Source organism: Lysinibacillus sp. UBA5990, from assembly GCF_002429815.1.
Lineage (GTDB): Bacteria > Bacillota > Bacilli > Bacillales_A > Planococcaceae > Lysinibacillus > Lysinibacillus fusiformis.
Window position 1 is genome coordinate 119,043 of sequence record NZ_DJAY01000007.1, and the last position, 22,312, is coordinate 141,354.

Annotated in this window: 25 protein-coding genes; all 25 read left to right on the forward strand. The window is 38.2% G+C overall.

All coding sequences use genetic code 11. The annotated features are described in order from the left end of the window. Window positions 1–47: 47 nt before the first annotated feature. The 25 genes from rpmE (at window position 48) to B3D94_RS04930 (ending at window position 22,198) form a co-directional block, all read left to right on the forward strand. On the forward strand, window positions 48–251 hold the full coding sequence (gene rpmE / locus B3D94_RS04810) for a 50S ribosomal protein L31 (RefSeq protein ID WP_025114780.1): 204 nt from the start codon (window positions 48–50) through the stop codon (window positions 249–251). A 116-nt stretch (window positions 252–367) separates the two neighbouring features. Next, a complete protein-coding gene (locus B3D94_RS04815) occupies window positions 368–940 on the forward strand; it encodes a thymidine kinase (protein WP_069479986.1) in 573 nt (190 codons plus the stop codon). A 170-nt stretch (window positions 941–1,110) separates the two neighbouring features. Next, window positions 1,111–2,187: a peptide chain release factor 1 gene (gene prfA / locus B3D94_RS04820; RefSeq protein ID WP_069479987.1), complete on the forward strand. Its 1,077-nt coding sequence runs from the start codon at window positions 1,111–1,113 to the stop codon at window positions 2,185–2,187. After that, window positions 2,174–3,034, forward strand: coding sequence for a peptide chain release factor N(5)-glutamine methyltransferase (gene prmC, locus B3D94_RS04825; RefSeq protein ID WP_069479988.1), 861 nt, complete (start codon window positions 2,174–2,176; stop codon window positions 3,032–3,034). Before prfA ends, prmC begins: the two co-directional genes overlap by 14 nt. A 44-nt stretch (window positions 3,035–3,078) precedes the next feature. After that, on the forward strand, window positions 3,079–3,669 hold the full coding sequence (locus B3D94_RS04830) for a stage II sporulation protein R (RefSeq protein WP_069479989.1): 591 nt from the start codon (window positions 3,079–3,081) through the stop codon (window positions 3,667–3,669). Window positions 3,670–3,770: 101 nt separating this feature from the next. After that, complete coding sequence (locus B3D94_RS04835) at window positions 3,771–4,805, forward strand: L-threonylcarbamoyladenylate synthase (protein WP_069479990.1); 1,035 nt, start codon at window positions 3,771–3,773, stop codon at window positions 4,803–4,805. Between the two features lie 164 nt (window positions 4,806–4,969). Further along, on the forward strand, window positions 4,970–5,467 hold the full coding sequence (locus B3D94_RS04840) for a manganese efflux pump MntP family protein (RefSeq protein WP_025114775.1): 498 nt from the start codon (window positions 4,970–4,972) through the stop codon (window positions 5,465–5,467). Between the two features lie 27 nt (window positions 5,468–5,494). After that, a complete protein-coding gene (locus B3D94_RS04845) occupies window positions 5,495–5,929 on the forward strand; it encodes a low molecular weight protein arginine phosphatase (protein ID WP_291755281.1) in 435 nt (144 codons plus the stop codon). A gap of 14 nt (window positions 5,930–5,943) precedes the next feature. Further along, entirely contained in the window at window positions 5,944–7,227 is a 1,284-nt protein-coding gene (locus tag B3D94_RS04850) for a methyl-accepting chemotaxis protein (RefSeq protein ID WP_069479992.1), read from the forward strand. A 339-nt stretch (window positions 7,228–7,566) separates the two neighbouring features. Next, window positions 7,567–8,004 carry a ribose 5-phosphate isomerase B gene (gene rpiB / locus B3D94_RS04855; RefSeq protein ID WP_069479993.1) on the forward strand — a complete coding sequence of 146 codons (438 nt, stop codon included), beginning with the start codon at window positions 7,567–7,569 and terminating at the stop codon, window positions 8,002–8,004. An 85-nt stretch (window positions 8,005–8,089) separates the two neighbouring features. After that, complete coding sequence (locus B3D94_RS04860) at window positions 8,090–8,632, forward strand: TIGR01440 family protein (RefSeq protein WP_069479994.1); 543 nt, start codon at window positions 8,090–8,092, stop codon at window positions 8,630–8,632. 28 nt (window positions 8,633–8,660) lie between these two features. Beyond that, window positions 8,661–9,902, forward strand: coding sequence for a serine hydroxymethyltransferase (gene glyA / locus B3D94_RS04865; protein ID WP_069479995.1), 1,242 nt, complete (start codon window positions 8,661–8,663; stop codon window positions 9,900–9,902). A 269-nt stretch (window positions 9,903–10,171) separates the two neighbouring features. Next, window positions 10,172–12,328 (forward strand): EAL domain-containing protein, encoded by a 2,157-nt coding sequence (locus B3D94_RS04870; RefSeq protein WP_291755292.1) that lies wholly within the window; start codon window positions 10,172–10,174, stop codon window positions 12,326–12,328. Between the two features lie 124 nt (window positions 12,329–12,452). Beyond that, on the forward strand, window positions 12,453–13,082 hold the full coding sequence (gene upp, locus B3D94_RS04875) for a uracil phosphoribosyltransferase (RefSeq protein WP_008180557.1): 630 nt from the start codon (window positions 12,453–12,455) through the stop codon (window positions 13,080–13,082). Between the two features lie 166 nt (window positions 13,083–13,248). After that, window positions 13,249–14,370 carry a non-hydrolyzing UDP-N-acetylglucosamine 2-epimerase gene (wecB, locus tag B3D94_RS04880; protein ID WP_291755297.1) on the forward strand — a complete coding sequence of 374 codons (1,122 nt, stop codon included), beginning with the start codon at window positions 13,249–13,251 and terminating at the stop codon, window positions 14,368–14,370. A gap of 536 nt (window positions 14,371–14,906) precedes the next feature. Continuing rightward, the gene (locus tag B3D94_RS04885; protein ID WP_008180553.1) at window positions 14,907–15,278 is read left to right on the forward strand and encodes an ATP synthase subunit I; all 372 of its coding nucleotides are present in this window, start codon (window positions 14,907–14,909) and stop codon (window positions 15,276–15,278) included. 36 nt (window positions 15,279–15,314) lie between these two features. Beyond that, a complete protein-coding gene (gene atpB, locus B3D94_RS04890; RefSeq protein WP_069479998.1) occupies window positions 15,315–16,025 on the forward strand; it encodes a F0F1 ATP synthase subunit A in 711 nt (236 codons plus the stop codon). Window positions 16,026–16,090: 65 nt separating this feature from the next. Beyond that, complete coding sequence (gene atpE, locus B3D94_RS04895; protein ID WP_004269474.1) at window positions 16,091–16,315, forward strand: F0F1 ATP synthase subunit C; 225 nt, start codon at window positions 16,091–16,093, stop codon at window positions 16,313–16,315. Window positions 16,316–16,488: 173 nt separating this feature from the next. Further along, window positions 16,489–17,010, forward strand: coding sequence for a F0F1 ATP synthase subunit B (atpF, locus tag B3D94_RS04900; protein ID WP_008180548.1), 522 nt, complete (start codon window positions 16,489–16,491; stop codon window positions 17,008–17,010). After that, window positions 17,007–17,543 carry a F0F1 ATP synthase subunit delta gene (locus tag B3D94_RS04905; protein WP_193830895.1) on the forward strand — a complete coding sequence of 179 codons (537 nt, stop codon included), beginning with the start codon at window positions 17,007–17,009 and terminating at the stop codon, window positions 17,541–17,543. Before atpF ends, B3D94_RS04905 begins: the two co-directional genes overlap by 4 nt. Before the next feature lie 28 nt (window positions 17,544–17,571). Beyond that, window positions 17,572–19,080 (forward strand): F0F1 ATP synthase subunit alpha, encoded by a 1,509-nt coding sequence (atpA, locus tag B3D94_RS04910; protein ID WP_008180544.1) that lies wholly within the window; start codon window positions 17,572–17,574, stop codon window positions 19,078–19,080. 47 nt (window positions 19,081–19,127) lie between these two features. Continuing rightward, a complete protein-coding gene (gene atpG / locus B3D94_RS04915; protein WP_008180542.1) occupies window positions 19,128–19,985 on the forward strand; it encodes an ATP synthase F1 subunit gamma in 858 nt (285 codons plus the stop codon). 48 nt (window positions 19,986–20,033) lie between these two features. Beyond that, window positions 20,034–21,449: a F0F1 ATP synthase subunit beta gene (gene atpD / locus B3D94_RS04920; protein ID WP_025114766.1), complete on the forward strand. Its 1,416-nt coding sequence runs from the start codon at window positions 20,034–20,036 to the stop codon at window positions 21,447–21,449. A 24-nt stretch (window positions 21,450–21,473) separates the two neighbouring features. Then, window positions 21,474–21,881 (forward strand): F0F1 ATP synthase subunit epsilon, encoded by a 408-nt coding sequence (locus tag B3D94_RS04925; RefSeq protein WP_025114765.1) that lies wholly within the window; start codon window positions 21,474–21,476, stop codon window positions 21,879–21,881. A gap of 77 nt (window positions 21,882–21,958) precedes the next feature. Next, window positions 21,959–22,198, forward strand: a complete 240-nt coding sequence (locus B3D94_RS04930; protein ID WP_008180537.1) for a DUF1146 family protein — start codon at window positions 21,959–21,961, stop codon at window positions 22,196–22,198. The last annotated feature ends 114 nt before the right edge of the window (window positions 22,199–22,312 follow it).

The window sequence follows — 22,312 nt, forward strand, 5'->3', positions numbered from 1 at the left end:
GATAATACTCTGTTCCAGATGGTTCAGGGCGAGAGGAGAAAACGAATATGAAACAAGGAATTCATCCAGACTACAAAGAAGCAACAGTAACTTGCTCTTGTGGGAACACTTTCAAAACTGGTTCAGTAAAAGAAAACATCGTTGTCGAGTTCTGCAACGAATGTCACCCATTCTATACTGGCCGTCAAAAATTCGCGTCTACTGATGGTCGCGTGGATCGTTTCAACAAAAAATACGGTCTTAAAAACTAATGTTAGTTTAATACCTGCCAAGCATGTGCTTGGCAGGTATTTTTTTCAGTAAATATGACACGTTGATGCAAGTCTTTTCAAAATACAGATCGACCAAAAGAAAGGGAGAAGACAGTATGGCGCAGCTATATTTTAAACATGGTGCAATGAATAGTGGAAAATCAATAGAGATTTTAAAAGTTGCTCATAATTATGAAGAACAACAGAAACCTGTAATGATGTTTACATCAGGTTTAGATACACGTGATGAGGTTGGTTTTGTTTCTAGTCGAGTAGGTTTAAGACAGCAAGCCATTCCTGTTTATGAAGATACAAATATTTTTGAACTTGTGCAAAGCAATGTGGTTAAACCATATTGTGTACTTGTGGATGAAGTTCAATTTTTAAAAAAAGCTCATGTTTTACAATTAGCTAACATTGTGGATGAATTAGATATTCCGGTCATGGGCTTTGGCTTAAAAAATGATTTTCAAAATGAACTGTTCGAAGGCAGCCAATACATGCTTACATATGCAGATAAAATTGAAGAAATGAAAACCATTTGTTGGTTCTGCCATAAAAAAGCAACGATGAATTTACGAGTAGATGGAAATGGACAGCCTGTATATACGGGGGATCAAATTCAAATTGGTGGAAATGATTCGTATTATCCAGTATGTCGAAAATGTCATGCTCATCCTTCGCTATAATGGAAGATCCTAGTATGAAGCACTAAGAAAAAGTGGCGTATATGCGAAAAGTTTTTTATACTAAGTAGTGGACATAAACATTGTAAATAACCATTATGCTTTAGCGTAATTTTAATGGAGAGCTCTTGGAAAATAGGAGCAATTTAAGAAACTAAATAGAGGTGAAATCCATGTTTGATCGATTACAAGCAGTGGAGGATCGCTATGAAAGGCTGACAGAGCTTTTAAGCGATCCTGATATTGTTAATGACAGTAAGAAATTACGTGAATATTCGAAGGAACAATCAGATATCCAAGAAACTGTGGATGCGTATCGTGAATATAAAAATGTCAAAGAACAATTAGTAGATACACGTGAAATGTTAGATAGCGAAAAAGATCCTGATATGCATGAAATGGTAAAGGAAGAATTTAACCTATTAAAAGCCCAGCAAGAAGAACTTGAAGAACGTTTACGTATTTTATTAATTCCCAAAGATCCTAATGATAGTAAGAACGTTATTATGGAAATTCGTGGAGCAGCTGGTGGAGACGAGGCAAATATTTTTGCTGGTGATTTATTCCGCATGTATTCCCGTTATGCAGAAACACAAGGCTGGAAAATTGATATTATGGAAGCCACTCCAAACCCAATGGGCGGCTATAAAGAAGTGATCTTTATGATTAACGGACAAGGTGCTTATTCAAAGTTCAAATTTGAAAACGGTGCACACCGTGTACAACGTGTACCAGCTACCGAATCACAAGGACGTATCCATACATCTACAGCAACAGTAGCATGTTTACCTGAGGTAGAGGAAGTAGACGTTGAAATTCATGAAAAAGACATTCGTGTAGACACATTTGCATCTTCTGGTGCGGGTGGTCAATCCGTAAATACAACGATGTCTGCGGTTCGTATGACCCATTTACCAACAGGTGTTGTAGTTTCCATGCAGGATGAGCGTTCTCAAATTAAAAACCGTGAAAAGGCAATGAAAATTTTACGCGCTCGTGTAGCAGATATGTATATGCAAGAAGCGCAAAAAGAGATCGATGCCACACGTAAGTCAGCTGTGGGTTCTGGTGATCGCTCAGAGCGAATTCGCACATACAATTATCCACAAAACCGTGTAACAGACCACCGTATCGGTTTAACAATTCAGAAACTAGATCAAATCGTCGAAGGTAGATTGGACGAAATTATCGATACTCTTATTTTAGAAGAACAAGCATCGAAGTTAGAGCGTTTAAATGATGACTTATAAAAATGTGATGGAGGCCCTTGAGTGGGCTTCTTCTTTTTTAATGGATAATGGTCGGGAGCAAACTGCGGCACGTATTGTTATGCAGCATATACTTGGTACAAGTTATTCAGAGGTTATGCTACATTTACAGGATACATTAACAGAAGAACAGCAAGTAAAATTTAAAGCCCTTATAGAGGAACATGTCAATGGCCGCCCAGTTCAGTATTGTGTGGGAAGTGAGGAGTTTTATGGTCGTTCATTTATAGTCGATGAATCAGTATTAATTCCTCGACCAGAAACGGAAGAACTGATTCTTGGCACTATTAATCGTATGACTAAACTATTTCAACATCAAGCATTGAAGGTAGCTGATATAGGTACAGGTAGTGGTGCTATTGCCATTTCAATGAAGCTGGAATGTCCTGCGTTAACGGTAGTAGCTACTGATTTATCCGAAGATGCATTAGCAACAGCACAAAAAAATGCACAGAGATTAGAGGCCGATATTGATTTTAGGTTGGGAGATTTAACGGCTCCGCTCGCAGGTGAGAAATTTGATATTGTTTTATCGAATCCTCCATATATCGCTTTTGATGAGGTACATGCTATGTCAGATGTTGTACTAAAGCATGAGCCCCATAGCGCACTATTTGCGGAGGAAGACGGTCTTATTTTATATCGACAATTAGCAGAGCAATTGCCAACGTATATGAATAGACCCGCATTAATTGGGTTAGAAATCGGTTATACACAAGGTGAAAAAGTAGCAAAGTTCTTTCAAGATAGTTTTCCACAGGCTACGATTTCGATAGAAAAAGATATTAATGGGAAACCGCGAATGATTTTTTGTGAAATTCATGTATAAAGTGTCTTGATCTTGCCAACAATGTTGAGCAAGGAGGGATTTACATGTTAAATGAATACAAGATTATTAGATTGCCTAAACAAAATATTTTTCTAGCGTTTGCTAGATTAGTAGTAGTGGCCATTGCCTTACAGCTATGTGTTTTATATATTCCATCATTAGTAGGTTTTGCAAAAGAGGCTACTAATCAAGAACAAGAAAACGATTTTAGAATTCGGGTAATTGCTAATAGCAATACAGCACAAGATCAGCATGAGAAAGAGCAGCTTGTTGAAGAATTAAAGCCTTATTTTATGCAAGTAGTAACTGCAGGAGTTGCAGGGAATGAGCAAATTCAAACGTTAAAGCAACAAATTGAAGCGGAATTAAGCGAAAATTATCCACAGATCGATACACAGGTAGTGGTTGGGGATAACTTATTTCCGCCTAAAAGACAGGGAGCAGTATTATATCCACAAAATGTGTATCACTCCATTGTAGTTAAAATTGGTGATGCGCGTGGTGATAACTGGTGGTGCAGTATATTCCCATCCATTTGCGAGCCAGAAAAAGAAGAAGTAAAAGCAGAAGAGCCAGAAGAGGAAGAGCAAGTAACATTCTTTATTTGGGAATGGATTAAAGGGCTTTTTGCATGAATTGTTCACAAATTCAGATAACTTATGCACATTTTTTAAGAAGTTATAAACAATATGTGGATAATTCAGTAAGAATCAATAATTGAAGGTAGGTTTTAATCATGGAAACCGTTTGCAAGGTTGTGGACAGTAATGTGAATAGTCAAATTAATTATACACAAGCTGTGGATATCTTAAATGCGGGAGAGGTAGTAGCATTTCCGACAGAAACGGTTTATGGGCTAGGAGCTGTTGCAACAAATGATGTGGCAGTGAAGAAGATATTTGAAGCGAAGGGCCGCCCTTCAGATAACCCTTTAATTGTCCATGTTGGTACAAAAGAGGAAGTAACGAACTATATAGAACATATTTCTGAAATAGCCAAACAATGCATGGATTTATTTTGGCCAGGACCATTAACGCTTGTGATGCCTGCTAAACCAAATATCCTGGCTCAAAGTGTAACGGCTGGATTATCGACTGTCGGCATCCGGATGCCAGACCATCCAGTAGCGCTTGCCTTATTACAGCAGCTACAAAAACCACTTGCTGCACCAAGTGCTAATCGTAGTGGTAAGCCGAGTCCAACAGAAGCTATCCATGTTTTAGATGATTTGGGAGGGTACATACCTTATATTTTAGATGGGGGTTCCACAGGTATTGGGCTAGAGTCCACAGTATTAGATGTGACACATGAGCCTCCGGTAATTTTACGTCCAGGTGGCATTACGAAGGAGATGCTTGAGGCTAAAATTGGCCTGGTTATTCAACCAACCAAAATAGAGCAGAAACTAGAAGAGACACCAAAGGCTCCAGGCATGAAATATACACATTATGCACCAAATGCGCCGGTATACTTAATCAATTGTCATGACAGGGAAGTAAGTGAAGCTGTTCAACAATTACAGCAGCAAGGACATGCCGTAGCACTTCTTGCACCTAAAAATTTCCAACATATTAAAGCTGATTTTTACTTTTCAATAGGTGAAGAGGGAAGTAAAGAAGAAATGGGTGCTTCGTTATACCATGCACTCAGAGCATGTGATAAAACAACAGCTACCGTTATTTTAGCTACGACAACTTCGACGGAAGGCGTTGGGGCAGCTATTATGAATAGACTTGAAAAAGCCTCTGGAGGAAAATGGTATTCATTATAAATAAAGTTGAGTGACAAAAGACATTGAAAATTCACATGTCTTTTGTCCTTTTTTTATATGCATGGTCATATTAATAAAAAGGAAAATCTTATGTGGACAAATATGATAATAATGTATTTTCGAGCATAAAATGATAAAATATTAGGGAGAGAAGGAGTGCATTCTTGCAGGGAATTCTTGCAGGTATATTAACGTCTGTAGATGTTATTGGTCTATATGTATTGCTGCCGAATGTTAGATATCGCTTATTTTTATCATTATGGACGGCTGCGTTGCATATGATTTTTCCTTTATTGGGATTTGAATTAGGAAACTATTTAGTTCGTTTTCTATTAGAATGGGGACAGTGGATATCGAGTATTTTGTTATTTTGCATTGGCGTGCATTTACTATTATTCTCTCATCGGGATGAAAAAGTTACAATTTCCCCCGTACTTTTAGCTGTGACTGCAAGCCTAGATACCTTTTCAGTTAGTGTTTCTTTTGGTATGCTAAACTTAGAAAAAACAATTTTTATTATGAGTGCAGGCTTGAGTGCCTTGATTTGCGCCTATGGGTCATTAGTCATTGCACGTAGGAGCCAAGTCTTTTTTGGGAATAAAATTCAAATCGTTGCTGGCATTATTTTTATAATCATGAGTATCCTAGCTATTCAGCAATAATTCATATAAAAATGGAGAGTGATAAGTGTGAAAATATTATTTGTTTGTACAGGCAATACTTGTCGCAGTCCAATGGCAGAAGTCATATTAAAACATAAACAAATAGACAATTTAGAAGTACGTTCTGCAGGTATTTATGCTATGCCTAATGCCCAAATGTCAGCACATGCGCAACAAGTGTTAAATGATGCCGGAATGTCTCATCAGCATTCTGCAACACAATTATCCATGGTAGAAATGGACTGGGCAGATTTAGTCCTTACGATGACTACCGCTCACAAAGACACTGTCATTTCAAGTTTCCCAGGAACTGATCATAAAGTATTTACATTGAAAGAGTATACGAATAAAGGCAGCCTGGAGAATGTAGTAGATCCTTACGGTGGTAATAGAGCAATATACGAAGCAACATTTGCGGAATTACATGAATTGGTTGATCAATTAATAAAAAAACTAAAATAGAATTGAGGAGCCCTATGAAAAAACAATTTGGTTTACGACTAAAATTGGTGTTATTTGTGAGCGTGCTAGCATTAATTACTTACAGTATCAGTTTTATATTTATTGAATATTTACAACCGACCTTCTTCCCAAGTATTAATGGAAAAGTGTTTCAAGTGGTGACTTATGCATTAGGAATTACATGGTCAGGCATATTGGCTGCCATTTTTAGCGTAATTTTAATTAAACCTTTACAACAACTTGAGCATTCTGCAACTCTAGTAGCAGAGGGAAAAATTGGACAGGATGTTCAAATGCCTAAAACAAACGATGAGATTCGTTCGGTTGCAGAGGCATTCCAACAAATGGTGCTAAATTTACGTCAAATGGTGGAAAGTATTGATCAAAATTTCCAACAGACCAACCAATCGATCATTCAGCTCTCAGATGAAGCGGGAGTCGCAACTCGAAAAGCAGAAGGTATTGCGAAAACAGTTAAGCATATTTCGGCAGGAGCTGAAGCATCTGCGACAGCTGTACAAGATACCGCTGAGGCAATTGAGGATGTACGAGCTCTTGCAACAGAAGTAAATAGTAGAGCAGAGGCATCTGCATCACAATCTACAGAGATATTACATAATTTATCGACAACAACAAACGCAATCGAAACATTAGTTAATAGTATTCAACAAATAGCTACTGGTAACAATGAGGCCTTAAAAAGCATCCATGCTTTAGAAGAAAATGCTGGACAAGTGGAGCGCATTATAGGCTTAGTTGGTGATATTGCGGCACAAACAAATTTACTAGCTTTAAATGCATCTATTGAAGCAGCTCGTGCAGGAGAACATGGAAAAGGTTTCGCTGTAGTTGCGGAGGAGGTTCGTGGTTTAGCAGATGAAAGTGCAAAAGCTGTCCAAGGGATTACAGCTCTGATCCAGTCTATGCAGCAAAACGTTGAGGTTGTAGTTAAACAAATGAATGAACAGGTAGCCTTTGCAACGAAGGAAGCAGATCGAGTATCAGAAACAACGACAGCTGTAGAAGGTATGTCATCTAATGTACATGAAATGGCAACAGCGATTGTAGAGATATCTTCACTAATTGAACAGCAAATGCATAATATTGAGACAACTGCACGTCAATCACAAGAAGTGGCTGCAATTGCAGAAGAAACATCAGCAGGTGCACAAGAAGTTCGTAGTGCGGCTGAAGAGCAAGCCTATGCTATTGAACAGGTAGAGCACCTAGCACAAAGTTTAAAAAAGCAATCAGAAGCTTTGCATAAAGTGATTCAACAATTTGATCGACAGGCTTAGTCCTTAAAGGCTGTTTATAAATGCGATGAAAAATCGGATTTATAGACAGTTTTTTTATTTTTGGAAAAAATAATGCTATAGTTTGTCCACTGTATATAAAAAGTGAAAAAAACTTTAGTAGATAGAATATTACAACAAAAGACCGTTATCCGAATTTATTAACATGATATTCACACTATCCACAGAAAAAACAACTTAAAAGTGAATGATTTTTAAATAGTTAACAATAAATGTTCGTCTTTTAGGAGAAATCAGCATAAAAAAACAAGAAAAATCGTGTTATTCTTCAGAAAGAAGTGGTACACTAAGGTTGACTATAATTCGAAAAGAGGGAACCCAGTGAGAATAGCAATTTCTTCTGATCACGGAGGCAACAACCTACGTCGTGAGATCATGCAGCTACTAGATGAGCTTCATATTAACTACGAAGATTTTGGTCCACAATCTGCGGATTCAGTAGACTATCCGGATTACGCAAAGCCAGTTTCTGAGGGTGTAGCGAACGGAGAATTTGATAAAGGCATTTTAATTTGTGGCACGGGAATTGGTATGTCGATTGCTGCAAATAAGGTGAACGGTATTCGTTGTGCGCTAGTACATGATGTATTTAGTGCGAAGGCAACGCGATGCCATAATGACTCTAATGTTTTAGCTATGGGTGAACGTGTTATTGGCCCAGGTCTTGCACGTGAAATTGTCCAAACGTGGCTAGAAACTGAGTTTGAAGGTGGTCGTCATACACGACGCATCGAAAAAATTACTGAACTTGAGCAATAAATGATTGTTATTCCATATATGGCATTCTTCAAGGATGTCATATATGGCATGATTTTAATGGATATAGATGAAGGAGCTGAGCTTAATGGTTGTAAAACAAATACGAACGCATTTGACTCAGTTACTCAGTGAATTTGAAGAGCAGGTAACATTACGACCTCATACTATTTTTGTCGTAGGTTGCTCTACATCTGAAGTGATTGGTCAGAAAATTGGCACAGCAGGTGCATTGGAGATAGGAGAAGCGATTTTTGAGCCGTTACAAGAATTTGCAATGAAACACCAGCTACATTTGGCGTTTCAAGGCTGTGAGCATATTAATCGTGCTATTACGATGGAGGCATCAACAGCTGAACGCTTTGGCTATGATCCTGTGGCGGTAGTTCCAGTACGTACTGCGGGTGGCTCTATGTCCGCATACGCCTATACGCGTCTTGCTAATCCAGTGGTTGTTGAAACTATTCAGGCACATGCAGGTATTGATATTGGACAAACATTAATTGGTATGCATTTGAAAGCAGTAGCTGTCCCAGTTCGCACATCAGTGAAAATGGTGGGAGAAGCAGTTGTGACGATTGCAACAACACGTCCAAAGCTAATTGGCGGGGAACGTGCTGTATATAAATAATAGAGGATACTAGGAGGCTTTTTCTAACATGGCATATGAAAAATTAGCAGTACAAGACAAAGCAGTATTAGAAGGAATTCTTGCAGAAAAAAAACGTCAACAAGCAAATATTGAGTTGATTGCATCTGAAAACTTTGTTTCTGAAGCAGTTATGGAAGCTCAAGGTTCTGTACTGACAAATAAATACGCAGAAGGTTATCCAGGCAAACGCTACTATGGTGGCTGTGAACATGTAGACGTAGTTGAAGATATCGCACGTGATCGTGTGAAAGAGATCTTCGGAGCAGAATACGCAAACGTGCAACCACACTCTGGTGCGCAAGCGAATATGGCTGTATACCACACAATTTTAGAACCAGGTGACACGGTTCTTGGTATGAACCTTTCGCATGGTGGTCACTTAACGCATGGATCTCCTGTAAACTTCTCGGGTATTCTTTATAATTTTGTGGAATATGGTGTAACAAAAGACACACAAGTTATCGATTATGAAGATGTGCGTCAAAAAGCATTAGAGCATAAGCCAAAACTTATTGTTGCGGGTGCTTCTGCATACCCACGTGAAATCGATTTCTCTAAATTCCGTGAAATCGCAGATGAAGTAGGTGCATACTTCATGGTGGATATGGCACATATTGCTGGTCTTGTTGCTGTTGGCGAACATCAATCTCCAGTTCCATATGCAGACTTTGTTACATCAACTACACATAAAACATTACGTGGACCACGAGGTGGATTAATTCTTGCTTCGAAAGAATGGGAGCAAAAATTAAACAAATCTGTATTCCCAGGAATTCAAGGTGGACCATTAATGCATGTCATTGCTGCTAAAGCTGTTGCATTTGGCGAAGTGTTACAACCAGAATTTAAAGACTATGCAAAACAAATAAAATTAAATGCAAAGGCTTTAGCTGAAGTACTTATTGAAGAGGGCGTTGAAATTGTATCAGGTGGTACAGATAACCACTTATTACTATTAAACGTTAAATCTCTTGGTCTAACAGGTAAAGTAGCAGAACATGCATTAGACGAAGTGGGTATTACAACTAACAAAAATACAATTCCTTTCGATACGGAGTCTCCATTTGTTACTTCAGGTATTCGTATCGGTACACCAGCCGTTACATCTCGGGGCTTTAAAGAGGAAGATATGAAAGAAGTAGGTGCAATTATTGCAGCTGTTCTTAAAAACCCTGAAGATGAAGTGGTTAAAGCGGACGCAAAAGATCGCGTAAAAGCATTAACAGATAAACATCCATTATACGCTTAATAGCATTTATAGACTGTGTTTAGAGTGGAAATTTCACTTTAAACACAGTTTTTTATTTCAAAACAACAAAATACATATTTTTCTAATTAAGTAGAATAACCATCTTTATTTTGAATAAATTTACATATAATCGGTAGAAAGGGATATATTATAGTAGGCTGAGGACGGATAGTGTCCAAGAAAAGAAGTTTTTTTTAATAAAAGTGAAAATTTAATTAAATATTATGTACAATGGAAATGGGATGAAGTGATAGAGACGGAGGGGTAGGATGGTCACTAAATCGATAGGTGTAGATAACGATGTTTTATTAAACAGTATTATTAAATTAGGGGATAATTCTAAGGAAAGCTATGTAATTTTTGATGCAACAAATCATCATATTATAGTAGAATGTAATGAATCTTTTTGTAACCTTACAAATGCTTCGAGGTCACAAATCCTAAAAACAAATTATTTTTCATGGCTATCAGATGAAAAGATGACAACCATTAAAATGATAAAAGAAAAAATACATAACGGTATCATGGTGCAAGCGAAGCTACATCATAAAGGTATCAATAAACCCCTATTTTGGGCAGAAATACAAGCACTACCATTTCGAAATGATGCAAATATTACGCAATATGTGTTAGTCCTTATGAAGGACGTTACGTATTATCATACAGAAGATTTCTTAATGCGTTTAGAAAATGATATGTATAAGGCGATAGAGAGAGATAGCTCTTTTGAGCAAAAGATGCATATTATTTGTCGTGGACTTGATGAGTTTTTTATGCCGAATACTTCAAGTATGGTTCTCATCAAAACAGAGAGCCATCTATTACAAGTTTTTACAGATAATTGTAGATCAAAAGATGTACCGAGATGCTGTGAAAATAATGATTTTTTTACGAAGGTTATGCAATCAGAAACCTCTATTTTCATTGAAAACCTGAATGAGATCCATGTTCCGGATGAACATAAACAGTTTGCTGCCTCTTCTCACAAACAGTATGGATTATTTATACCTATACGCAATCAACAGAGGCAAGTAATAGGGCTTTTTTCAATATATTATGAGCAAGCACATAATGACTCCGCATATTTCAAAAGTATGTTTCGTAAAATTAGTGCGCTTGTTGCCTTAGCATTTACGTATGCAAGAACACAAAGAAAAATATGGGATCTAGCCTATACTGACATTACAACAGGTTTACCTAATCGTCATAGCTTTGTGAATTTCCTCGAAAAAGAAGTTGAACGTGGACAAAATGGTTATATTAAAATTGTAAAGCCAAGTGAATTTCATCAAGTGGTTGAATTGTATGGGCGAGAATTTGGCGATGAATTATTAAGGCAGCTCGCCAAACGATTAGAGCAAGACAAACAAGCGGATCACGAATATCTTGCTAGATTTACAAGCTCTAGTCTTATTCTATCCACCATGACTTTCGATGAAAATTTAAATAATTATGAGATGCGTATCAAAGACACGATTCGGCAGCCCTTTATAATTGGAGGAAAGCAAATCTACATCACGTTAAAAACAGGCATTGCTTCCTTTAACGATGACATAAAGATTAATGATGCAATTCGGTTTGCGGATAATGCGCTCTCCTTTGCTACCGATAAACCAGGTACACATACTGAGATTTTTACGACAGAAAAAAATGACGTTCTTGTACAGCAAATGACTGTTTTAAATCATTTGTCACAAGCAATCAAAAATAAAGAAATTACAGTTCATTTACAGCCAAAAGTAGATTTACGGAATGGAGAAATTCAAAGTATAGAGGCACTTGCACGGTGGATATCCCCAAAGCTTGGCTTTGTGTCACCAGCAATCTTTATTCCAGTAGCGGAAAGTGCGGGAAAGGTTAGAGAAATTGACGTTTTAGTTTTAGAAACTGTGCTTTCATGGCTGGCAGAGCGGCAAAAGTTAGGAAAGAAATTAGTGAAAATAGCAGTCAATATTTCACCAGATCATTTTTACTATACACATTTTGTTCAAGATACGCTAAAGCTCGTTCGGAAGTATGGTATAGATCCAAGTAATATTATATTAGAAGTAACAGAAAATATAGGTTTAGTAGATTTCCAATCTGCCTATAAAATTATTCAAGAATTAAAAAGCTATGGTTTCAATACATCCGTGGATGATTTCGGGACAGGCTTTTCTTCATTGAGTTATCTGCAACAATTACCATTCACTGAATTAAAGATTGATCGAAGCTTTATTAATGCCTTAGAGGATCCTGCAACGCTTGCTATTGTACGCTCGATTATACAATTGGCATTAAACTTAGGAATGATTTCTGTGGCAGAGGGAATTGAAACAAAAGAACAGGTTGAAATACTCCGTGCATTAGGTTGTACAGTTGGACAAGGATTTTTCTATTTTAAACCAATGGCAATAGAACAGTTAGATTTCATTCTTGATCAATAACTTACTTTGTTCAAAGAAAATATAATAAAAGGAGTTGCCTTAAATTTATTTTTGAGGCGGCTCCTTTTTTCTGTTATACTAGTTGAGATAAAAATGAAATCCGAACGGTTAGGAGAGAATCCCTTTGAGCAAAGTCTATGTTTTTGATCATCCACTAATCCAACACAAATTAACTTATATTCGCGACAAGAATACAGGTACAAAAGAATTTCGTGAGCTAGTAGACGAAGTAGCAACACTTATGGCATTTGAAATTACACGTGATATGCCGGTGGAAGAAATTGAAATTGAAACACCTGTAACGATTGCGAAAACAAAAGTACTTTCTGGTAAAAAGCTAGCGATTGTACCGATCCTACGTGCAGGAATTGGTATGGTAGATGGCGTACTAAAGCTTATCCCAGCAGCAAAAGTTGGCCATATTGGTCTTTATCGAGACCCTGAAACATTAAAACCAGTTGAATATTATGCAAAGCTTCCAGCAGATGTGGAAGAACGTGATTTCATTATTGTAGATCCAATGTTAGCAACTGGTGGTTCAGCAGTGGAAGCTATCAACTCATTGAAAAAACGTGGAGCTAAAAACATTAAATTCATGTGCTTAATTGCTGCACCAGAGGGTGTCAAAGCTATTCAAGAAGAACATTCAGACGTAGATATTTACATTGCTGCTTTGGATGAGAAGCTAAACGATCATGGCTATATTGTACCAGGTCTAGGTGATGCCGGAGACCGCCTATTCGGCACAAAATAAAAATGTTGTTATGAATTTCCTCATTTAGGAAACTAATAATTTGTGAAAGCGTCCTTCAAATTAGAAGGGCGTTTCATAGTATGTCTAGGTAAGTACTCCTCATGTTGGACTTCAACTGGTGTGGTGTCCTTTTCATACAATAACAAAAAGGACGGTGCAGATCGTTTTGATGAAAAAATGGAAAGTAATGACGATTTTTGGTACAAGACCAGAAGCAATTAAAATGGCTCCTCTTGTTTTGGAGTTACAAAAGTATCCTGAGCAAATAGAATCTATTGTAACAGTAACAGCACAACATCGCCAAATGCTAGATCAAGTACTAGAGACATTTGAAATAACACCGAACTATGATTTAAATATAATGAAAGATCGTCAAACATTAATTGATGTGACGACAAACGCATTGCAAGGTTTAGATCAAGTAATGAAGGAAGCACAGCCGGATATCGTTTTGGTACACGGTGATACAGCAACGACTTTCATTGCAAGCTTGGCGGCGTTTTATAACCAAATCGCAATTGGGCATGTTGAAGCAGGACTGCGAACTTGGAATAAGTATTCACCATACCCGGAGGAAATGAACCGCCAGTTAACAGGTGTAATGGCTGATTTACATTTCGCACCAACAGAAGTATCTAAAAAGAATCTTTTAGATGAAAATAAAAACGCTGATACAATATTTGTAACAGGTAATACGGCTATTGATGCATTAGCTACAACTGTTAGCGAACATTACACGCATCCTGTATTAGACAAAATTGGCGAAGATCGCATGATTTTATTAACGGCACATCGTCGCGAAAATCTTGGTGAGCCAATGCGTCATATGTTCAAAGCAATCACTAGAATTTTAGCTGAGCATAATGATGTTCAAGTGGTATATCCGGTCCATATGAATCCTGCTGTAAGAGAAATCGCAAATGAAATTTTAGGTGACAATGAACGAGTACATTTAATAGAGCCTCTTGAAGTATTTGACTTCCATAACTTCGCCGCGAGCTCTTACATGATTTTAACGGACTCAGGTGGCGTCCAAGAAGAGGCACCATCATTAGGGAAGCCAGTTCTTGTCCTTAGAGACACAACAGAGCGCCCTGAAGGAATTGCAGCTGGAACACTAAAGCTAGCAGGAACTGAAGAAGATACAATTTACGCCTTAGCTAAAGAATTGTTAACAGATAAAAAGGCTTATGAGGCGATGGCACAAGCATCAAATCCATATGGTGATGGACATGCATCTAAACGAATTGTAGAGGCATTGCTAGGTTTTTTACAAAAAACTAAGTAATGTACTATATTTAATTCGAAAAAATAAGTCTAATGTACCTATTGAGTTGGGTAAGCTAATTTATGAACATAATTATGTCGTAAATTAGCTTTTTCTATGAGTCAAGAAAATGAGAACATTTGAAACTATGAAATTTCATACACAAATTTGTCAACAATTTGACAAGAGTATATAGGTTGTGAAGTTTTTCTCTATTACCAATTGACTTCAAATATCACCTATTGTATGCTTACAAAGGGTAAGAATGATAAGGGTTTCAGTCATTATTAGGACGTTGAAACACTTGTTATATCAACTTTCTACTAAATTGACAGTTCAAAATAAAACTGTCGATTTGCAACGTTTTGTGCGTTTCGGTTTTTACCGAGTTGGTAAGGGGTGTAAGTTATTTTTTGGGTATTTACACCTGTAATTGAAATGACTCTCCCATTACTATTCCGCTGTGAGTAGTGCCTTTCACTGCTCTTTTCTGATTTCACATGGTGGTCAGCAAACGCTTTCAATACTCGAAAATTTGATTCAGGAGATTACAACCAATGCTAGATTTGCATCACATTTTTGCTGTGCAGAAGAGGGCGTTATTTTTTTTGCTTGCACTCTGCGCATTAGGCTGGGGATTCACTTCCTTTCAAACTGTATTTGCGGGCATCGCAGTCGGTGCATTCTTTGGTACGTATAATTTTTGGATTCTAGTTCGCCGTATGGAGAAGTTTGACAGGTCCATTAGTGAAGGGAAGAAAATAGGCTCACTTGGTACAGCACTTCGCTTTGGATCAGGTGTTGCGGCAGTCGCAATAGCCATTTCGTTGCCAAACTATTTTCACTTAATTAGCACGGTCATAGGGCTAATGATTCCGTACGTTTTTCTCTTTGTCGAGAGAATTGTGTCACATGTAAGGAACCGCTAATGTGCTTTAAATTAGAAAGAGAGGTGAAAAATAACAATGACTCATGAAGCTCCGTTACTAGAAGTCGGTTTTTTAACTTTTAATTTATCGACAGTTATGATGTTACTAGTTGCTGCAATTATCGTATTTTTAATTGCCTTTATTTCAACTAGAAGCTTAAAACTAAAACCAACTGGTATGCAAAACTTCATGGAATGGATTATGGACTTCGTTAAGAATATCATCAAAAGCAACATGGACTGGAAAACTGGTGGTCGATTCCACATTCTAGGTATTACGCTAATTATGTTTATCGCAGTATCTAACTTATTAGGTCTTCCATTCTCAATCGCTTATGGTCATGAACTATGGTGGAAATCACCAACAGCTGACCCAACTGTAACGATGACGTTAGCAACGATGATTTTAGTTTTATCGCATTTCTATGGTGTAAAAATGAAGGGTACAGGCCATTATGCTGGTACATTCTTTAAACCAATGTCTTTCATGTTCCCACTTAAAATAGTAGAGGAATTTGCAAATACATTAACGTTAGGTTTACGTCTTTACGGTAACATTTACGCGGGTGAGATTTTACTTGGCTTATTAGCCGGTTTAGCATCATCAGGTGCTGTGGGATTCATCGGAGCAATCGTTCCAATGATGGCATGGCAAGGTTTCTCAATTTTCATCGGCTTTATCCAAGCCTTTATCTTCACAATGTTAACAATGGTTTACATGGCTCATAAAGTGAGCGATGACCATTAATATAAAGCATATATCATATGCTTGAACCACAAAAAAACAAACAATTCCAAGGAGGAAATTTTCAAATGACAGGTTCATTAGGTTTATTAGCAGCAGCAATCGCAATCGGTTTAGGTGCACTTGGTGCAGGTATCGGTAACGGTCTTATCGTATCAAAAACAGTAGAAGGTATCGCTCGTCAACCAGAAGCTCGTGGCGTTCTTCAAACTACAATGTTCATCGGGGTTGCATTAGTTGAAGCCCTACCGATCATCGCAGTAGTAGTAGCATTCATCGTAATGAACAAATAATTCAGTTGAACACTGAATTTTACTAGTGGCGAAGCAGGATTCTCCAGATGAAACTTCGCCCTTCATTTTGGAACGGATAAAAGCTATGTGTAAATATAGCTTTTTAAAATAGGTAGTTTTTTAAGTCCATAAATTATGTTGAAGTTAAAGCTCTTGAAGGGAGTGAAACAATCGTGTTTTTAGATAATCTTGTACTAGGTGCTGGCGCTGGTCAGTTCAACAGCGGAGACATCATCGCAACATTAGTTATCTTTTTAGTATTAATGTTCTTACTTAAGAAAGTCGCTTGGGGTCCACTTATGGGCATCATGCAACAACGTGAAGAGTTAGTAGCGAGTGAGATCGAAGCAGCTGAAAAAGCGCGTAAAGATTCGCACCAATTTTTAGAAGAACAAAAGAGCCTTCTTAAAGAAGCTCGTACGGAAGCACAATCGATTGTTGAAGGCGCTAAGAAGCAAGGCGAACTACAAAAAGATGAAATTCTTACTGCAGCTCGTAACGAAGCAAACCGCTTGAAAGAATCGGCTTTACGTGAAATTGAGTCTGAAAAAGAAAAAGCTATTGCAGCTGTACGTGATGAAGTCGTTTCATTATCTGTACTTGCAGCATCTAAAGTCCTTAGCAAAGAGATTTCTGAGGCAGACAACCGTGCTCTAATTGAAGAGACGATTGCGAAGGCAGGGGAAGCTCGATGAGTAATTCAGCTGTAGCAAAACGTTACGCTCAAGCGCTTTTTGAATTAGCGCAACAAAAAAATATTCTTGCTGAGGTTGGAGCAGACTTAAACGAGTTAACAAAGATTGTTAAAGAATCTCCGGATTTATTAACGCTTTTAAATGCTCCAAAGTTCTCTATCGAACGTAAGAAACAAATGGTAGCTGAAATCTTTGCAGGTGCAACTCCAGAGGTTTTACGCACAGTTCAACTATTAGTTGAGAAAAAACGTGTAAACGAAGTGAAGCTTATTGCGAATGCATATGCTGAGCTTGCTGCAAAGGCACAAGGTACTGCAGATGCAACAGTATTCTCTACTCGTGCACTTTCTGCTGAAGAAAGCGCTAATATTTCTACAACATTTGCGAAGCTTGTAGGGAAACAATCATTAAACATTACAAACGAAATTGATCCATCACTACTTGGTGGTATTCGTGTTCAAATCGGTAATCATATTTACGATAGCTCAGTAGCGAACAAACTTGAGCGCCTAAAACGTGAATTAATCGGTTAATAATTTAGAAATGTGAGAGGTGACATACATGGGCATCAAGGCTGAAGAAATCAGCAGTCTGATTAAACAACAGATTGAGAATTATGAATCTGAACTTAAAGTAAGCGAAGTTGGTACAGTTATCCGTATTGGTGACGGTATCGCTCTTGCTCATGGCCTCGACAACGCCATGGCTGGAGAACTTCTTGAGTTCTCTAATGGTGTTATGGGTATGGCTCAAAACCTAGAAGAAGGTAACGTTGGTATCGTAATCTTAGGTCCATACACAGACATCAAAGAAGGCGATGAAGTTCGTCGTACAGGTCGTATCATGGAAGTACCAGTTGGTGAAGAACTAATTGGCCGTGTTGTAAACCCACTTGGTCAACCAGTGGATGGACAAGGTCCAATCAACACAACTAAATCTCGTCCAATCGAAAGTCCTGCTTTCGGTGTAATGGCTCGTAAATCAGTACATGAACCATTACAAACTGGTATCAAAGCAATTGACGCTTTAGTACCAATTGGTCGTGGTCAACGTGAGTTAATCATCGGTGACCGTCAAGTAGGTAAAACATCTGTAGCAATCGATACAATCTTAAACCAAGATGGCGAAAATATGATTTGTATCTATGTTGCAATCGGTCAAAAAGAATCAACTGTACGTGGTGTAGTTGAAACTTTCCGTAAGCATGGTGCATTAGATTATACAATCGTAGTAACTGCTGCTGCATCTCAACCAGCTCCATTACTATTCTTAGCACCATTTGCTGGTGTTTCTATGGCAGAAGAATTCATGTTACAAGGTAAGCACGTATTAATCGTGTATGATGATCTTTCTAAACAAGCATCAGCTTACCGTGAACTTTCACTTCTTCTACGCCGTCCTCCAGGTCGTGAAGCTTACCCTGGTGACGTTTTCTACTTACACAGCCGCTTACTTGAACGTGCTGCGAAGTTAAATGAAACATATCAAAATGGTTCTATTACAGCACTTCCATTCGTTGAGACACAAGCTGGGGATATCTCTGCATACATCCCAACTAACGTTATCTCAATTACTGATGGTCAAATATTCTTACAATCTGACTTATTCAACTCAGGTGTACGTCCAGCGATTAACGCCGGCCTTTCTGTATCACGTGTAGGTGGATCTGCTCAAATTAAAGCGATGAAAAAAGTTGCGGGTACACTACGTCTTGACTTAGCTGCATTCCGTGAGCTTGAATCATTTGCTCAATTTGGTTCAGATTTAGATAAAATTACACTAGCTAAACTTGAGCGTGGTAAACGTACGGTTGAAGTTCTTAAACAAGACCTAAACAAACCACTTAAAGTTGAAAAGCAAGTTGCAATCCTTTATGCATTAACTAAAGGTCACTTAGATGATATTCCAGTACAAGATATCGTTCGCTTTGAAAGTGAATTCTTAAGCTGGTTAGATTCAAACCACACAAACGTTTTAGATCACGTTCGTACTACAAAAGAGCTTGCTCCAGATGCGGATTACGTAGCAGCTTTAACGGAGTTCAAAAAAACTTTCGCTAAATCAGAATAAGTTCGAGCTAGTCACTTGATTAAAAAACAAAAGGTGGTGAAATACCAGTGGTAAACTTACGCGAAATAAAAGGTCGTATTAATTCTACAAAGAGTACGAAGCAAATTACGAAAGCGATGCAGATGGTTTCTTCTTCTAAGTTACGTCGTGCAGAGCAAAACGCTAAAGCGTACGTTCCTTACATGGAAAAAATTCAGGACGTAGTAGGCGCGATCGCTTCAGGAACAAAAGACAGTGGACACCCAATGTTAACTGCTCGTCCTGTTAAGAAAACAGCTTACTTAGTCATTGGTTCTGACCGTGGTCTTGCAGGTGCTTACAACTCAAGTATCCTACGTCAAGTACAACGTACAATTGACGAGCGTCATAAATCTAAAGACGAATACGTGATTTTAGCAATAGGTCGTGTTGTACGTGACTACTTTGTGAAACGTGATCATAATGTCATCAGTGATGTTGTCGGTCTTCCGGACCAACCTACATTTGCTGATATTAAAGAAATCGCTCGTAATGCTGTTGGTATGTTCATTGACGGTACGTATGATCAACTTTATATGTACTATAATCACTTTGTCAGCGCGATTGCTAACGAAGTGACAGAGAAAAAACTTCTTCCATTAACAGATCTTGCACCTGCTAGCAGCAATGCTTCTTACGAATTTGAGCCATCTGGTGAAGCAATTCTTGAAGTGTTACTTCCACAATACGCGGAAAGCTTAGTTTATGGCGCATTATTAGATGGAAAAGCAAGTGAACATGCTTCTCGTATGACGGCTATGAAAAATGCAACTGATAACGCATCTGATCTTATTTCAGACCTTTCATTGCAATATAACCGTGCGCGTCAAGCGGCGATTACACAAGAAATTACAGAAATCGTTGGTGGAGCTGCAGCCTTAGAATAGGCCAGCTTCCCAATGTCGTATAAGAATACGATAGGAGGATACACAGTAATGAATAAAGGACATGTTATTCAAGTAATGGGTCCAGTTGTTGACGTAAAATTTGACAATGGCCAATTACCAGCAATCTATAACTCACTAACAGTTAAGATTGAACGTCCTAATGAAGAACCAACAATTCTTGCATTAGAAGTTGCGCTTCATTTAGGTGATGATTCTGTTCGTACAATTGCAATGTCATCTACTGATGGCTTACAACGTGGAGCAGAAGTAACAGACTCAGGAAAAGCTATCTCAGTACCAGTTGGTGAAGTTACTTTAGGTCGTGTATTCAACGTACTAGGTGAAGTAATCGACTTAGGTGAAGAGATTCCAGCTGACGCTCGTCGTGATTCAATTCACCGCGAAGCACCAACATTCGAAGAACTTTCAACTACAGTTGAAATTCTTGAAACAGGTATCAAAGTAGTAGACTTATTAGCACCATATATCAAAGGTGGTAAAATCGGTCTCTTCGGTGGTGCCGGCGTAGGTAAAACAGTATTAATCCAAGAATTAATCAATAACATCGCACAAGAGCACTCTGGTATCTCTGTATTCGCTGGTGTAGGTGAGCGTACTCGTGAAGGGAACGACTTATTCTTCGAGATGAGCGATTCAGGCGTTATCAAGCAAACAGCGATGGTATTCGGTCAAATGAACGAGCCACCAGGTGCACGTATGCGTGTAGCTTTAACTGGTCTTACAATGGCAGAATACTTCCGTGATGAGCAAGGTGCTGACGTACTTTTATTCATCGACAATATCTTCCGTTTCACGCAAGCAGGTTCTGAGGTTTCTGCCCTATTAGGTCGTATGCCTTCAGCGGTAGGTTACCAACCAACACTTGCTACAGAAATGGGTAAATTACAAGAGCGTATTACATCTACGAACAAAGGATCTGTAACTTCTATCCAAGCGATCTATGTACCAGCCGATGACTATACTGACCCGGCTCCAGCTACAACTTTCGCCCACTTAGATGCAACTACTAACCTTGAGCGTAAATTATCAGAAATGGGTATCTACCCTGCGGTTGACCCATTAGCTTCGACTTCACGTGCATTATCACCTGAAATCGTAGGCGCTGAGCACTATGCAATTGCTACTGGTGTACAACGTACAATCCAACGTTACCGTGAATTACAAGATATCATTGCAATTTTAGGTATGGATGAGTTATCTGATGAAGATAAACAAACAGTAGAACGTGCTCGTCGTATTCAATTCTTCTTATCACAAAACTTCCACGTAGCGGAACAATTCACTGGTCAAAAAGGTTCTTATGTACCTGTAAAAGAAACTGTTCGTTCATTCAAGGAAATCCTTGATGGCAAATGGGATCACCTACCAGAAGATGCTTTCCGTCTAGTTGGTTCAATTGATGAAGTAGTTGAAAAAGCGAAAAGCATGGGCGTAGAGGTTTAATACTAGGGACGAGGAGGAAAAAATATGAAGACAGTTCTAGTCAATATTGTCACTCCCGACGGCCCGGTATACGATTCTGAAGTATCAATGGTAATCGCTAAAACAACTTCAGGAGAAATCGGTGTTCTTGCAGGCCATATTCCAATGGTTGCTCCACTTGCAATTGGTGCAGTGAAGCTGAAAAAAGCAGACGGTTCTACTGACATTGTTGCTGTTAGCGGTGGTTTCATTGAAGTTCGTCCAGAAAAGATCTCTATTTTAGCGCCTTCTGCTGAAGTTGCTGTAAATATTGATGTTCAACGTGCAAAAGAAGCCGTTAAACGTGCTGAAGGACGTCTTCAAGGTAAACAAGACAACATTGATTTCAAACGTGCTGACCTAGCATTAAAACGTGCGTTGAATCGTATCAACGTTCATGAGGGTAATATCTAATTCATTTTTAACGGGCAGATATAGCATCTGCCCGTTTTTTAAAGTGCTTAAATTAAAGGACAGTTGGAGGGGGAAAAATGGAGCTTTATGAAGCAATAGGACAAGAAGCTTTATTGGGTATATTATCTCATTTGTTTTTTATAGCTATTACATTTTACGCATTACAGGCTTTTATGACAGAAAAATTATTCAAGAAGAATAGAGTATTTCAGATTCAACTTATTTATATTTTATTGAGTATTACAATTGGTTCTGCTGTATCCAATTTCTTTCTACAAATATCTAACTGGTCTGGAAAACTTCCATACTTATTTTAAAGCCTCGACAATATCAATTCGAATCTTACACCTCAGCACTACATACTTCAAAGGACTTTATAATAACATTTATGTGGCCCTTTGAACTATGTATAAAAAAACTTCTAAAAGTTG

What these genes read in the sequence shown, in the direction of transcription:
- atpA (WP_008180544.1), top strand. Translation starts at nt 17,572, where the DNA reads ATGGGCATCAAGGCTGAAGAAATCAGCAGTCTGATTAAACAACAGATT.
- B3D94_RS04870 (WP_291755292.1), top strand. Translation starts at nt 10,172, where the DNA reads ATGGTCACTAAATCGATAGGTGTAGATAACGATGTTTTATTAAACAGT.
- prmC (WP_069479988.1), top strand. Translation starts at nt 2,174, where the DNA reads ATGATGACTTATAAAAATGTGATGGAGGCCCTTGAGTGGGCTTCTTCT.
- B3D94_RS04850 (WP_069479992.1), top strand. Translation starts at nt 5,944, where the DNA reads ATGAAAAAACAATTTGGTTTACGACTAAAATTGGTGTTATTTGTGAGC.
- B3D94_RS04925 (WP_025114765.1), top strand. Translation starts at nt 21,474, where the DNA reads ATGAAGACAGTTCTAGTCAATATTGTCACTCCCGACGGCCCGGTATAC.
- B3D94_RS04815 (WP_069479986.1), top strand. Translation starts at nt 368, where the DNA reads ATGGCGCAGCTATATTTTAAACATGGTGCAATGAATAGTGGAAAATCA.
- prfA (WP_069479987.1), top strand. Translation starts at nt 1,111, where the DNA reads ATGTTTGATCGATTACAAGCAGTGGAGGATCGCTATGAAAGGCTGACA.
- atpB (WP_069479998.1), top strand. Translation starts at nt 15,315, where the DNA reads ATGACTCATGAAGCTCCGTTACTAGAAGTCGGTTTTTTAACTTTTAAT.
- B3D94_RS04905 (WP_193830895.1), top strand. Translation starts at nt 17,007, where the DNA reads ATGAGTAATTCAGCTGTAGCAAAACGTTACGCTCAAGCGCTTTTTGAA.
- B3D94_RS04860 (WP_069479994.1), top strand. Translation starts at nt 8,090, where the DNA reads ATGGTTGTAAAACAAATACGAACGCATTTGACTCAGTTACTCAGTGAA.
- B3D94_RS04835 (WP_069479990.1), top strand. Translation starts at nt 3,771, where the DNA reads ATGGAAACCGTTTGCAAGGTTGTGGACAGTAATGTGAATAGTCAAATT.
- B3D94_RS04885 (WP_008180553.1), top strand. Translation starts at nt 14,907, where the DNA reads ATGCTAGATTTGCATCACATTTTTGCTGTGCAGAAGAGGGCGTTATTT.
- atpD (WP_025114766.1), top strand. Translation starts at nt 20,034, where the DNA reads ATGAATAAAGGACATGTTATTCAAGTAATGGGTCCAGTTGTTGACGTA.
- glyA (WP_069479995.1), top strand. Translation starts at nt 8,661, where the DNA reads ATGGCATATGAAAAATTAGCAGTACAAGACAAAGCAGTATTAGAAGGA.
- rpmE (WP_025114780.1), top strand. Translation starts at nt 48, where the DNA reads ATGAAACAAGGAATTCATCCAGACTACAAAGAAGCAACAGTAACTTGC.
- atpE (WP_004269474.1), top strand. Translation starts at nt 16,091, where the DNA reads ATGACAGGTTCATTAGGTTTATTAGCAGCAGCAATCGCAATCGGTTTA.
- B3D94_RS04930 (WP_008180537.1), top strand. Translation starts at nt 21,959, where the DNA reads ATGGAGCTTTATGAAGCAATAGGACAAGAAGCTTTATTGGGTATATTA.
- B3D94_RS04830 (WP_069479989.1), top strand. Translation starts at nt 3,079, where the DNA reads ATGTTAAATGAATACAAGATTATTAGATTGCCTAAACAAAATATTTTT.